Source organism: Frankia alni ACN14a (assembly GCF_000058485.1).
GTDB classification, from domain to species: domain Bacteria; phylum Actinomycetota; class Actinomycetes; order Frankiales; family Frankiaceae; genus Frankia; species Frankia alni.
In genome coordinates this window covers 1,944,036-1,956,632 of the sequence record NC_008278.1, presented here as the reverse complement: position 1 = coordinate 1,956,632, position 12,597 = coordinate 1,944,036, and the positions used below count along the sequence as shown (strand labels likewise).

At 72.9% G+C, this 12,597-nt stretch carries 10 protein-coding genes; 8 read left to right on the top strand and 2 right to left on the bottom strand.

Annotation, left to right across the window (positions count from 1 at the left end; genetic code table 11):
* Positions 1-139: 139 nt before the first annotated feature.
* Together recQ and FRAAL_RS07835 are read left to right on the top strand one after the other, a co-directional pair.
* The gene (gene recQ / locus FRAAL_RS07840) at positions 140-2,113 is read left to right on the top strand and encodes a DNA helicase RecQ (RefSeq protein WP_011602998.1); all 1,974 of its coding nucleotides are present in this window, start codon (positions 140-142) and stop codon (positions 2,111-2,113) included.
* A 598-nt stretch (positions 2,114-2,711) separates the two neighbouring features.
* A complete protein-coding gene (locus FRAAL_RS07835) occupies positions 2,712-4,313 on the top strand; it encodes a protein kinase family protein (RefSeq protein WP_041939000.1) in 1,602 nt (533 codons plus the stop codon).
* A 17-nt stretch (positions 4,314-4,330) separates the two neighbouring features.
* On the opposite strand, the gene FRAAL_RS07830 is transcribed toward FRAAL_RS07835, so the two are convergent.
* Entirely contained in the window at positions 4,331-4,771 is a 441-nt protein-coding gene (locus tag FRAAL_RS07830) for a hypothetical protein (protein ID WP_041938999.1), read from the bottom strand.
* Between the two features lie 650 nt (positions 4,772-5,421).
* Between FRAAL_RS07830 and FRAAL_RS07825 the strand changes: the two genes are divergently transcribed.
* The 5 genes from FRAAL_RS07825 to FRAAL_RS07805 all read left to right on the top strand — a co-directional run bounded on the left by FRAAL_RS07825 (position 5,422) and on the right by FRAAL_RS07805 (position 9,614).
* On the top strand, positions 5,422-6,891 hold the full coding sequence (locus tag FRAAL_RS07825) for a sensor histidine kinase (RefSeq protein WP_041938998.1): 1,470 nt from the start codon (positions 5,422-5,424) through the stop codon (positions 6,889-6,891).
* An 8-nt stretch (positions 6,892-6,899) separates the two neighbouring features.
* Positions 6,900-7,337, top strand: coding sequence for a roadblock/LC7 domain-containing protein (locus FRAAL_RS07820; RefSeq protein WP_041938997.1), 438 nt, complete (start codon positions 6,900-6,902; stop codon positions 7,335-7,337).
* Positions 7,334-7,705, top strand: a complete 372-nt coding sequence (locus FRAAL_RS07815; protein ID WP_011602992.1) for a DUF742 domain-containing protein — start codon at positions 7,334-7,336, stop codon at positions 7,703-7,705. The genes FRAAL_RS07820 and FRAAL_RS07815 overlap by 4 nt, the downstream gene beginning before the upstream one ends.
* Positions 7,706-7,752: 47 nt before the next feature.
* Positions 7,753-8,292 (top strand): GTP-binding protein, encoded by a 540-nt coding sequence (locus FRAAL_RS07810; protein WP_011602991.1) that lies wholly within the window; start codon positions 7,753-7,755, stop codon positions 8,290-8,292.
* 95 nt (positions 8,293-8,387) lie between these two features.
* Positions 8,388-9,614 carry a styrene monooxygenase/indole monooxygenase family protein gene (locus FRAAL_RS07805; protein ID WP_011602990.1) on the top strand — a complete coding sequence of 409 codons (1,227 nt, stop codon included), beginning with the start codon at positions 8,388-8,390 and terminating at the stop codon, positions 9,612-9,614.
* A 161-nt stretch (positions 9,615-9,775) separates the two neighbouring features.
* Here FRAAL_RS07805 and FRAAL_RS07800 read toward each other — a convergent pair whose 3' ends face one another.
* Entirely contained in the window at positions 9,776-11,143 is a 1,368-nt protein-coding gene (locus tag FRAAL_RS07800) for a cation:proton antiporter (protein ID WP_011602989.1), read from the bottom strand.
* Positions 11,144-11,711: 568 nt separating this feature from the next.
* Here FRAAL_RS07800 and FRAAL_RS07790 point away from each other — a divergent pair.
* On the top strand, positions 11,712-12,581 hold the full coding sequence (locus FRAAL_RS07790) for a HalD/BesD family halogenase (protein WP_041938996.1): 870 nt from the start codon (positions 11,712-11,714) through the stop codon (positions 12,579-12,581).
* The last annotated feature ends 16 nt before the right edge of the window (positions 12,582-12,597 follow it).

Below are 12,597 nucleotides of genomic sequence, written 5' to 3'. Positions count from 1 at the left end.
GTAGCGAGCCTGCCCCTGCCCGCCCATGGTCGTCGGCTTTCCGACCTCGCCGAACGTCCCGGGCTGTGGACCACGGCGGTTGTCCACAGCCGCGGACCACGGGCCCACCGACCCGGTCGGATGGCCGTAAGGTGGCCAGATGACCTTGCCGCCCGGCCCCCCGGAGCACCTCGCCGACCCGTCGGGCACCTCCGCCGGCGCCGCCGGGGGCGCCGGTGCCGCGGGGGGCGCCGGTGCCGGGATGGTCACCGGCGCCGCCGCACAGGTCCTGCGGCGGGTCTTCGGCTACGAGTCGTTCCGGTCGGGCCAGCGGGAGATCATCGATCATGTCGTCGACGGCGGCGACGCGCTGGTCCTCATGCCCACCGGCGGCGGCAAGTCGCTGTGCTACCAGATCCCGGCGCTGGTCCGCCCGGGCACCGGGGTCGTGGTGTCCCCGCTCATCGCTCTCATGCAGGACCAGGTCGACGCGCTGCGGGCGCTCGGCGTGCGGGCCGGCTTCCTCAACTCCAGCCAGGATCTCGACCAGCGGCGCGCGGTCGAGGCCGCCTTCCTCGCCGGCGAGCTCGACCTGCTCTACCTCGCGCCGGAGCGGCTGCGCGTCGAGGCGACGTTGCGCCTGCTCGACCGGGGCACGATCTCGCTGTTCGCGATCGACGAGGCGCACTGTGTCGCGCAGTGGGGGCATGATTTCCGGCCCGACTACCTGATGCTGTCGATGCTGCACGAACGCTGGCCGGGCGTCCCGCGCGTCGCGCTCACCGCCACCGCGACGCCGGAGACGCACAAGGAGATCACCACCCGGCTGGGCCTGGCGGACGCCTACCACCACGTCGCCGACTTCGACCGGCCGAACATCCAGTACCGCATCGTGCCGAAGAAGGAGCCGAAGGCGCAGCTGCTACACCTGCTGCGCACCGAGCACCCCGGCGATGCGGGCATCGTCTACTGCCTGTCCCGGGCGTCGGTCGACAAGATCGCCGAGTTCCTGGCCGGTCAGGGGATTCCCGCGCTGCCGTACCACGCGGGGCTCGACAACCTCGTCCGGGCCGAGAACCAGGCCCGCTTCCTGCGCGAGGACGGCATCGTCATGGTCGCGACGATCGCCTTCGGCATGGGCATCGACAAACCGGACGTCCGCTTCGTCGCCCACCTCGACCTGCCGAAGTCCGTCGAAGGCTACTACCAGGAGACCGGCCGCGCCGGCCGGGACGGTCAGCGCTCCACCGCCTGGCTGGCCTACGGCCTGCAGGACGTCGTCCAGCAGCGCCGGCTCATCGACGCCTCCCCCGGCGACGCGGCGCACCGCCGCCGGTTGGGAACCCACCTCGACGCCATGCTCGCCCTGTGCGAGACGGTCGAATGCCGCCGCGTCGGCCTGCTCGCCTACTTCGGTCAGCGCGGCACCGCGGCCTGCGGCAACTGCGACACCTGCCTCGAGCCACCGCAGTCCTGGGACGGCACGGTCGCCGCCCAGAAGCTGCTCTCCGCCGTGCTGCGCCTCGACCGGGAGCGCCACCAGCGCTTCGGCGCCGGCCACGTCATCGACATCCTGCTGGGCCGGTCCACGCCCAAGGTCGCCCAGCACCGCCACGAGACCCTGACCGTCTTCGGCGTCGGCGAGGATCTGCGCGAGCTCGAGTGGCGCGGGGTCGTGCGCCAGCTGCTGGCCCAGGGGCTGCTCGCCGTCCAGGGCGAACACGGCACCCTGGCACTCACCGAGGCCAGCGCGGACGTGCTGCGCGGGACGCGCACGGTGGCGCTGCGCCGCGAGCCCGAGCGGGTCGCGCGGTCGAGCGTCCGATCCGGCGGCGGCGACGCCTCGGCCGGCGCGGGCCGGGCCCGGCGCGCCGCGCCGGTGGACCTGCCGGCGCAGGCCGCGCCCGTGTTCGAGAGGCTGCGGGCGTGGCGCGGCGCCACCGCGAAGGAGCAGGGCGTCCCCGCCTACGTGATCTTCCACGACGCGACGCTGCGCGAGATCGCCACGCGGATGCCGACGAGTCTCGCCGACCTCGCCACGATCAGCGGCGTCGGCGAGAACAAGCTGGCCAAGTACGGCGAGCAGCTTCTCGACGTCCTCGCCGCGTCCGCCGAACCGCCCGAACCGGACTGAACCCCCGATCCCCCGCGGCTGCCGCCGGCGGGGGCACGGGTCAGCTCCCGTCGGGGGCCGCCGTGCGGCCGGCGAACAGGGCCGCCTCGCCAACCTGTTCCAGGGGATCACGGCAGCCGGACAATGCCACACATACCGGTTGTTCAACCAGGTCACCGAGAGGTCATAGAACGTGAGGGCCGCCCAGCCGTAGGCTTCCGCGGCGGCCCGAACCTCGGGTGCGGCCGCAGCCACCGCGGGCGGCACGGGCCGGGCGGGCCGCCCACGGCGGGAAAACCGCTGCAGGGCCTGCTCCTCGGGAGCGATGAACGGATGAACAGATGAACGGATGAACAGAGGACCGGGTAGGGGCGCGAAGTTATCTCGAATATCGGGCTCGATTCGGGAAACCACGCGGACGTCGGCGGTCGCAGCGGCGAGGCACGGCGGGAAATGTCGCCGGCGCCGCGCGGGGCCGCTCGCGGCGGCGTCCGCGGAACGCCCCGCGCGCTGCGGCGGCGGGCCGGACGGAACGTCCGGAGCGAGCCGGAGCAGGACGAATCAGCTAGGATCGGTCGGCCGATGTCTCCCTCCGCTGCCCCGGGAAGAGCGATCTCGCATGCCGGATCCGCGCCTTGACCCGTTCCCCGTCGACTTTCGCGTGCACGGCCTGCGCACGCACAGCGAGGCCGGCGCGCGGGATGATTTCAAACAGATGATCTCCCAGCTCGTCGATGCGCTGCATCCGGGCTTCCGGCTGATAGGCGCCAACCCCGGGGACGCCGGGATCGATGTGTTCCTCGGCCACCTCGATGACCGGATCATCGCCTGGCAGGCGCAATACCTCCTGCCATTGGTGCGGGAGAGCCATCGCGCGCAGATCAGGGACTCGTTCCGAGCCGCGGTGCGAAATGCCCGCGAGCACGGCCACGGAATCGACCGATGGATTCTCTGCGTTCCCGGCTCGCTGGACCAGCCGACGGCGATGTGGTGGGACCGCTGGCGGCGCGAGCAGCAGGCGGCGACCTCGATCCGCATCGAACTGTGGGACGAGAGCGGTCTGCGGGCCCGGCTCGGCCGGCCGGTGGCCGCGCACGTGCGCGCCGCCTTCTACGCGTGGCCCCGCGCGGCCGGCTATGCCTGGTCCGGCAGGGCGGACGGCCCGACGCCGGTCCCGGATCCCCCGCCCGCCCGCCGCACCGCGCCCGCGGACGTGTCCTGGTCGGGCGGTGAGACGGTGCGGGTGGCGGCCCGCGCCTGCCTGCTGGAAGGCAATCCGCGGGAGCGGCGCGGCGGCGACGGATCGTGGGTGCTGCGGGAGGGAACCGCCTCGTTGCCTGGTCCGCCGGCGCGCCCGGTGTGGTTCCGCCACGTCCTCGTGCGCCGGCCGGGGTTCGCGGCGGACGCGAAGCTCGCGACCGTGGACAGTCAGATCCGCCTGCTCGCCGAGATCGGCGGGCGGCCTGGCCTGCCCGACCTGATCGAGGGCCAGGTGACGCCGGTGGAGGCGGGTCTGGTCGCCGGCCGGCTGGCGGGTCCGACCTGGCGGGAGGTCTTCGGCCCCCCGCGCCGCGCCGACCGGGGGTCGGTCCGGCCCCGTGTCCATCCGGTGCGGCTGCCCGGACCCGGCCACCCGTCCCCGCGCCCGCCGGCGGGCCCGAGGCCGTGGGGCGCGCTGCCGGGCGAGGGGCGGGTGCCGCCGGGCCGTACCTGGGCGCCGAACCCGTCGACCGCCGTCGCCCTGCTGCGCGCCGCCGCGGACGCGGCTGACGTCCTTGCGGCCCTGCACGAGGCGGGACACAGCCATCGGGCTCTGACCCCCGACGGCCTGATCCTGCCGGGAACCGGTCCGCAGCCGGGCCCGCCGGCGCTGCGTGACCTGGGGCTCGCCACGGTCGCCCGCCATGCCGAGGAGGGGCCGGCCGAGTACCGGGCCCCCGAGCAGGAGCGCCTCGGGCTGCACAGACCCCGCATCGGGGTGCGCACGGACGTGTTCCGGCTGGCGGCCATGGCCTATCACTGCCTGACCGGCGTCACGCCGGCGCGCGGCGGGCCGGCGCCGCTGCGCGGGCTACCGCTGCCGTTTCCGGTGCCGGACACCCTCGACGAGGTGCTGGTCCGGGCGCTCGACTCGGATCCGGCGCGCCGGCCCGCCCGCATCCGCGTCCTCGCCGACGCCTTCCGGGTCGGCGCCGACCACCTGACCCGCTGCGGCTACTGACGGCTTCCCGGCGCTCGCTACGGCGTTGAGGCGGCGGCGCAGACCGTCGACCGGGCCAGCGCCAGGATGGCGCCGGCGGTCGGCTGGTCGGGGGTGACGCCACCGTCGGCGAACCGGGCCGGGATGCGGGTCAGCGCGAGGCGATCGCCGCCCTCGGGGAGGTCGTCGACGCAGATGTGGGTGCCGTCGTCGCGCAGGGCGGTATCGCTGCGGCCGGCGGCGAGGGCGGGGAACTGCGCGCGGAAGGCCGTCACGAACGTCGCCGCCGCCTCGGAGTCGTGAACCAGGTCGAAGTCGCTCACCCGGCCCGCGGTCGACGCGCCGGCGCTGGGCGTGGTCCCGGGCGGCGGCCCGCCGGATGCCCCGGCGCCGCCAGCAGCGCCAGTGCCACCGGAACCGCCGCAGGCTGCGAGAACGGCCACGACGGCGGTCAGGGCGAGCGCCCGCCAGTTCTTCATCGGCTCCCCTTGCTCGTCGAAGGATCCTCTGCCCGTCGGAGGATCCGAGGTTCGTCGGAGGATCCCTGCACGCGGAAAGATCCCTTTGCTCGTGGAAGGAGCAGAGGCTAGCCGGCGCGGACGGGTGCCCCGCCGGCGGGGGGCGCGCGGGCGACGTCCGCGCGCGTCGTGGCGTGGCCGGCGGCGCCGGTCGAACCACGGACCCCGCCCGCGCCGATCCACGCCGTAGCGACCCCGTTGGTCGCACCTAGCGTTCCGGGTAACGGAAAATGTGCCGCGCCACCGCTGCGCCGGGCAGCATTGCGCGCCCCCATGGGCATCCCGGTGGGCGCATTGCCGCCACCTCGGGGAGCGTGTCCGCGCAATGCGCTGTCCGCGGGTTGTGCCGGGCACGGTTGACCCGACGAACCCGAGGTTCCCGCCGTAGCCGCAGGCCAGCCGCCTGCCCGCCGCCTTCGTCCGGTGTTACCGGCGCCACTGCGGCGGTTGGCCTCGCTCATTCCCAGCATCGATCGGAACAACTAGGGACATGTCACCCCGGGATCGGGCAAGTCGGTTGGACGAGGCCCGCGGGCGTCTGATTGCATACCAGCCTGACGGGGGTGCCGAAGGCGGGAGGGACCCGCACGAGAGAGAGCAGTAAGGACGGGATGACGACACGAGCCCGAGAACTGTTCCAACGATCGCGCGCCCTGCTCGGAAACTCCCGCGAGGTCGCCGCGCAGCTCTTCGCTTCGTCCGGGGCGCACGCCCGCCCGGCGGTCCCGCCCACCGCGGCGCCGTCGAGGCCCACACCGGGCTCCGCACCCATGCCAACGCATTCCATCACCCCGTCGGCCACCACCGCCCAGGCCACGGGCACCGCCCCGGCGGCAGGCAGCACCCCGGCTGCGCGAAGCGCCCCGGCTGCGGACACTGCCCTGTTGGTGGGTAGCGCCCTGTCGGCGGGTAGCGCCCTGTCCGCGGGGAGCGCCGTCTCGGCGGACAGCGCCCCTGCCGCGACCCTGCCCGCGCCCACGGCGGACGCGCAGACGCTGTCGGCGATCTGCGCCGACGTCGCCCTGCGCGACCTGAACCTGGTCGACTCCCTGCTCTCCCAGCTCGAGGAGATGGAGGCCCGCGAGGAGGATGCCGAGCGGCTCGACGAGCTCTACCAGCTCGACCATCTCGCCGCCCGGCTGCGCCGTAACGCGGAGAACCTGCGCATCCTCGCCGGGCGGGACGCCAACGAGACGGCGTCGGAGACCGCGGCGATGGTCGACGTGATCCGCGCGGCCATGTCCTCCATCGACCACTACTCCCGCGTCACCATCGGCCGGGTCGTCTCGCTCGGTGTGGTCGGGTTCGCCGCCGAGGACGTCGGCCGACTGCTGGCGGAACTGCTCGACAACGCCACCAAGTCGTCTCCGCCAAGCGCGCCGGTGCGCGTCGGCGTGCACCTGACCGAGCAGGGCAGCGCGCTGCTGCGGGTCGAGGACGAGGGCATCGGCCTGCCCGCGGAGCGGATGCGCCGGCTCAACGAGCGATTGCGCGCCGGTCCGACCCTCGACGATGACGCCGTGCGGCACATGGGGTTGGCCGTGGTCGGGCGGATCGCGGCCCGGCACGAGATGCGCACCTGGCTCGACCGGCGCCACCCGCACGGGACGACCGCCTCGGTGCTGCTGCCCGCGGCGCTGATCTGCGAGCTGCCCGAGGCGAGCTGGTCGGGTGCACAGACCGTCACCGTCGCTCCCGCCGTGCGTACCGTCGGCCCCGCGGCGCACGTCGCGACGGCCGCCGGGCTGCCGGGACGCCGGGCCGCGCACCTGGCCCGCCCGCGCCCGGCCGCGCCCGCGGCCCACTCCACGCGGCCCACCGCCTCCCCCGCGCTGCGGCCCGTACCGAACCCGTCCTCGAACCCGCCACCGAGCCCGGCCGCCGTCGAGACCACCGCCAGCGGCCTGCCCCGCCGGGTGTCGCGCAGTCTGAAGAGCGGCACCGGCCCGCTCGCGGCCTCCCCGCCGGCCGCGCCCGCGGCGGGGGTGGCCCAGGTGACGGACCACGAGCGGCTGCTCGCCGATCTCGGTGCGTTCACCGAGGGTGAACGGGCCGCCCGTGACGAGCAGCGAGGGGCGTGAGGGAAGCCGTGACGGACACGACCAACCGCCAGGGACGCGACGACTTCACCTGGCTCATCAACGACTTCGTCGCCAGGGTGCACGGGGTCTCCCACGCCCTGATCCTGTCCTCCGACGGGCTGTCGCTCACCTCGTCGGACTCGGTCAGCACCGTCGAGGGTGAGCAGCTCGCCGCGATCGCCAGCGGGATGCTGAGCCTCGCCCGCAACAGCGCCGCGCTGTTCGACAAGGGGACCTGCGAGCAGATCATCGTCCGGCTGTCGTCGGGCTACCTGCTGTTCATGGGCATCGATGCGGGCGCGGGCCTCGCGGTGCTCACCGACGCCGACTGCGACATGAAGGTCGTGGCCTACGAGATGACCCAGTTCGTGCAGCACGCCGGCCACGCGCTGACCCCGCAGACCCGAGCGGACCTGCGCCGCGTCCTCTCCGGCCGGCAGCTGTGACGCCGGGACCGCCGGCTCTGCCGCGTACGCGCAGCCGGCGCATCCGCCCGTACACGCTCACCGGGGGACGCACCAGGACCCGTCACCACCTGCTGGTGGAGACGCTGGTCTCGGTTCCCAGCTACGACCCGGCGCTGAGCGAGTCGCTGATGCCCGAGTCGAAGGCGCTCTACGAACGGGCCCGGACGCAGCTCTCGATCGCCGAGCTGTCGGCGCTCCTGTCGATCCCCCTCGGCGTCGTCCGTGTGCTGATCAGTGATCTCGCCACCCAGGGCGCGGTGTTCATCCATCCGACGGCGCACGCCTACTCCCATGACCGCGGTGTGCTGGAGCGGATCCTCAGCGGCCTGCGGGAGCTGCCGGTCTGAGCGGGAACGCGGCGGGGCAGGTCGCCGGCGCCGACCCGGACCGGCTGATGATCTCGGCGAAGATCGTGATCGCCGGAGGGTTCGGCGTCGGCAAGACGACGATGGTCGGCTCGGTGTCGGAGGTGCCGCCGATCAACACCGAGGCATGGATGACCGAGGCCAGCGAGGGCGTCGACGACCTGCCCCCGCACGGCGAGAAGACCACCACGACGGTGGCCATGGACTTCGGCCGGATCTCGCTGGACTCCGACCTGGTGCTCTACCTGTTCGGCACGCCGGGCCAGGCGCGGTTCTGGTTCCTGTGGGACGACCTTTCCCGCGGCGCGCTGGGCGCGATCGTCCTCGCCGACACCCGCCGGCTCGACCAGTCCTTCGCCGCGGTCAACTACTTCGAGCATGATTCGACGGTGCCCTTCGTCGTCGCGGTCAACCTGTTCGACGGCCGGCTGTGGCACGACCTCGACGAGGTGCGGGACGCCCTCGCGTTACGGCCGGGCATCCCGCTGATCACCTGCGACGCGCGGGACCCGGCGTCGACCGCCGAGGCCCTGCGCGAACTGGTCCGCTACGCCATGTCCCTGGCCTGACCCACCAGCCCCGGCCTGACCCAACGTCCCCGGCCTGACCCAACGTCCCCGGCCTGACCCACCGTTCCTGGCCTGACCCCGAGGAGGACGCACTCATGCGCAAGATCCTGATCGTCGGCGCCGGCCAGTCGGGCCTGCAGCTCGCCCTCACCCTGCGGGAGCACGACTACGACGTCACGATGATGTCGGCACGCACCCCCGAGGAGATCCGCACCGGCCGGGTGATGTCCACCCAGGCCATGTTCCACACGGCGCTGCAGCACGAGCGCGACCACGGACTGAACCTGTGGGAGGCCGACGCGGTCGGGATCCAGGGGCTGGGCGTGTCGCTGGCGGCGCCGGACGGCACCCGGGCGCTGGACTGGTTCGGCCGGCTCGACCATCCCGCCCAGTCGATTGACCAGCGGGTGAAGATGGCCGGCTGGTCGGAGCTGTTCGAGGAGCGCGGCGGCAAGCTCATCATCTCCGGGGTCACCACCTCCGACCTGAACTCCCTCGCCGAGCTGTACGACCTCGTCATCGTGGCGGCGGGCAAGGGCGAGCTGGTCGGCCTGTTCGACCGGGACCCCGCCCGCTCGCCGTACACCGCGCCGCAGCGGGTGCTGTCGCTGGCGTATGTGCACGGGCTCGCGCCGCGCCCCGAGCACCCCGACGCCCCCGGCGTCCGCTTCAACATCGCCCCCGGGGTCGGGGAACTGTTCGTCATCCCGGCGTACACGCTCAGCGGGAACTGCGACATCCTGTTCTTCGAGGGGATCCCCGGCGGCCCGCTGGACTGCTGGGACGACCACCCCGAGCCCGCCGAGCACCTGCGCCGCATCCTTGAGCTGACCCGGACGTACGTGCCGTGGGAGTACGAGCGCTGCGCCGACGTGGAGCTCACCGACGCCCAGGCCACGCTGGCCGGCGGCTACACGCCGGTCGTGCGCCGGCCGGTCGGCGAGCTGCCGTCGGGCCGGGCGGTGCTGGGGATGGCCGACGTCGTCGTCGCCAACGACCCGATCACCGGGCAGGGCGCGAACAACGCCGCGAAGTGTGCCGCCTCCTACCTGGACAGCATCCTCGCCCACGGCGACAGGCCGTTCGACCGCGCCTGGATGCAGGGCGCCTTCGACCAGTACTGGGACTACGCCCAGCACGTCACCACCTGGACCAACGCGCTGCTCGCCCCGCCGCCGGAGCACGTCCAGCAGATCCTCGGCGCGGCGGGGGCACACGACGCCGTCGCCCGCCGCTTCGTCAACGGCTTCGACGACCCCAGCGACTTCCAGCACTGGTTCCTCGACCCGACGAAGACCGCCGCCTACCTCGCCGCGCTCTGACGTCACCCGGACTGCCCGCCGGCCTCTCGCCGAACCCGGGCGGGGCCGATTGCGGTGCGTTCTGTACGGTCCAGCCCCGAGAATCGTAACCACCGCACCGCGGTTGCTCCGGCGCACCGCATCCGCCCCTCGTCGGGGAACGAGCCGACAGGACCACCCGTCTAGCTCGGCGGACCGGCGTGGCCGGCGGGGAATCCGTCCCCCGGCGGGCCGCCGCCGCGGGCCGCGGGGACACCGACCGGCTCCTCGCCACGCGGGAACCGGACGCTGACCGGGGGCGGCACGGGGATGCCGAGGCGGTCGAGCAGCGGGCCGGTCGCCGCGGTGGTGAGCAGCGCCATCACGACCAGCGCGGTGAAGGTCGTCTGGTCGAGTACGCCCATGTCCAGGCCGATCTGGGCCATGACGATCTCGGTGAGTCCGCGGGTGTTCATCAGCACGGCGAAGGTCGTCGCTCCTCGGCGGCCCAGCCCGAACAGTGCGGCGGCACCGCCCGCACCGATGATCTTCGCCGCGAAGGCCACCACCACGATCAGCAGGATCTCCAGCAGGCCACGCCCGTCCACGGCGCCCAGGTCCACCGACAGGCCCGCCGCGACGAAGAAGACCGGCAGCAGGATCGCCCCGAACCGCTCGATGTTCGCCCCCAGGTCCGGCGCGAGCCGGCCGAGACTCGACCGGGGCAGCGCGGTGCCGAACGCGAACGCCCCGAACACCGGGTGCAGGCCGATCTCGGCGGTCGCCCACGAGCAGAGAAGCAGGCCGACGACGGCGAAGGTGAGCAGGGCCGGACCGACGCTGCGCGGATCCGCCCGCGCGGCCGCCCGTTGTGCCAGCACCCGGGCCAGCGGCGCCACGACGATCGCCAGCGCGGCGACGAGGCCGGCGAGTTCACCGACCATGCGCAGGAACCCCCACGGGCCACTCGCGTGCACCACGGCGACGACCACCGCGAGCGTGCACCAGCCGATGGCGTCCCCGATGACCGCACAGGTCAGCGCCATCTTCCCGACCGCGTCGCCGGCCATGCGCCGCTCGGTGAGAATGCGGGCGAGCACCGGCAACGCGGTGATGGACATGGCGGTGCCGAGGAACAGCGCGAACGGCAGGAGGTCGACCGCCTTTCCGTCGACGCTGCGATGCCACGGATGCAGGACGACGCCGACGCCGATGCCGCTGCCGAACGGCACCAGGATCGACGCCGCCGTCAGGGCGACCGTCAGCCCTCCCCGGCGGCGGACGTCACCGAGGTCGTGGTCGTAGCCGACGACGAACATGAACAGCACCAGGCCGAGCTGGGACAGGATGTTCAGAGAGGGGCGGGTGTCCGGAGGGAACAGCGTCCGCGGAAGATCACCCGGTAACAGGCCGAGCAGGCTCGGGCCGAGGGCGAGGCCCGCGAGGATCTCGCCGATCACCACGGGCTGGCGGCATCGGCGGGCCACCTGCGCGAACAGCGCGCTCAGCGCGATGATGAGCGCCGCGTCCGCGAAGACGACGGCGACGACATGATCCGCATGCGAGGCCACTGCTGGCGTCCTCTCGATTCTCCCCCGGCCGCGATTGCCACGGCCGTCACCGGAAGCGGAATCGGAATCGGGCTGGCACAGATGGTAATCAGATCCGCTCACCGATTCGCCAGTTCGGAGAATCTCGATCGCAGGCCGCGGCGCTCTGCGGTCAGCGTGCGGGCAGGCTCCGCAGGCGCCGAGTCGGTCCCGTGCTGGTCGACGCGCTCCGGGCGCGCGGCCGGGCACGCGGTGTTCCGCCGGATTCGTGGCACGATCGGGTAGGTGAACTCGGTCGACGCGAGCAGGCACGGGCTGGCCCAGCGTCGGCCCACCGCCCGCAGCCAGCGGTAAAGATGCAGGTCACCGGCCTTTAAGGTCCCGATGGAAAGCGCTGATCGAGCCTGGTCTTAGCAGCCGCGCTGCGGTACACGCCAACAGTTCCGACCGGGCATACCACCGATCGTGTCCCATCTCACACTAACCATCACCATCGTGACTTCCAGGTCAACATGGGGTAATTCCCGTTCCGGTCACGAGTGGTTCACGTTGCCGGGGACACCGTGAACGGGTGGTGGAGAGGAGTGTCATGAGTGCGGCGGACGCTCGATCAATCAGCGAGTTGGTCGACACTACGAGTTATCCCCTCGCCGACCCGGCCAACCCGCTGTGGTGGACCGCCGTCTCCCGCGCGCGGCACGATCTGCGTACAGACGGTTGTTGCGTGCTACCAGGATTCATCCATCCCACCGTGTTTCCTGCCCTGGCTCGAGAATGCGCCACCGTGGCCCCGCTGGCCTACGACGAGATCGAGACCGTCAACGCCTACAACATTGCGACCGACGCCGCGCTGCCGCCCGACCACCCCGGCCGGATCGCCATGCGCCGGGGTAACGCCTTCGTCGCCCGGGACCAGATTCCCGCCGACTTCGCCATCCACCGGCTCTACCGCAGCGAACCGTTCCAGCGCTTCGTCGCGGCGTGCTTCGGGCTCGTCCAGGTGCACGAACTGGCCGATCCGCTGGCCGGGCTCTGTCTGAACGTGATCAGCCCGGGGCTGGAGCACCCCTGGCACTTCGACACCAACGAGTTCGCGGTCAGCATGCTGACCCAGGAGCCGGAGTGCGGCGGCGAGTTCGAGTTCTGCCCGAACATCCGCACGGCGCAGGCGGAGAACTTTCCCGCCGTCCGGGCCGTGCTGGCCGGCGAGGGCGCTCATCTCGTCCGGCGCCTGGTCCTTCGCCCCGGCGACCTGCAGCTCTTTCTCGGGCGTTATTCCATGCACCGGGTCAGCCCCGTCCAGGGCGGGATCGCCCGCCATTCGGCGATCTTCGCCTACACCGAAAGGCCGGGAGTGCTCGGCAGCGTCGCCCGCACCCGCCAGCTCTTCGGTCGCGTCCTGCCCGGCCACCTGGCCGCGGAGGCGAGCGCCGTGCGCGTCGACGCGCTGCTGGACTGAAACCCGCCCTCGTCGA

What these genes read in the sequence shown, in the direction of transcription:
- recQ (WP_011602998.1), top strand. Translation starts at nt 140, where the DNA reads ATGACCTTGCCGCCCGGCCCCCCGGAGCACCTCGCCGACCCGTCGGGC.
- FRAAL_RS07835 (WP_041939000.1), top strand. Translation starts at nt 2,712, where the DNA reads ATGCCGGATCCGCGCCTTGACCCGTTCCCCGTCGACTTTCGCGTGCAC.
- FRAAL_RS07830 (WP_041938999.1), bottom strand. Translation starts at nt 4,771, where the DNA reads ATGAAGAACTGGCGGGCGCTCGCCCTGACCGCCGTCGTGGCCGTTCTC.
- FRAAL_RS07825 (WP_041938998.1), top strand. Translation starts at nt 5,422, where the DNA reads ATGACGACACGAGCCCGAGAACTGTTCCAACGATCGCGCGCCCTGCTC.
- FRAAL_RS07810 (WP_011602991.1), top strand. Translation starts at nt 7,753, where the DNA reads ATGATCTCGGCGAAGATCGTGATCGCCGGAGGGTTCGGCGTCGGCAAG.
- FRAAL_RS07805 (WP_011602990.1), top strand. Translation starts at nt 8,388, where the DNA reads ATGCGCAAGATCCTGATCGTCGGCGCCGGCCAGTCGGGCCTGCAGCTC.
- FRAAL_RS07790 (WP_041938996.1), top strand. Translation starts at nt 11,712, where the DNA reads ATGAGTGCGGCGGACGCTCGATCAATCAGCGAGTTGGTCGACACTACG.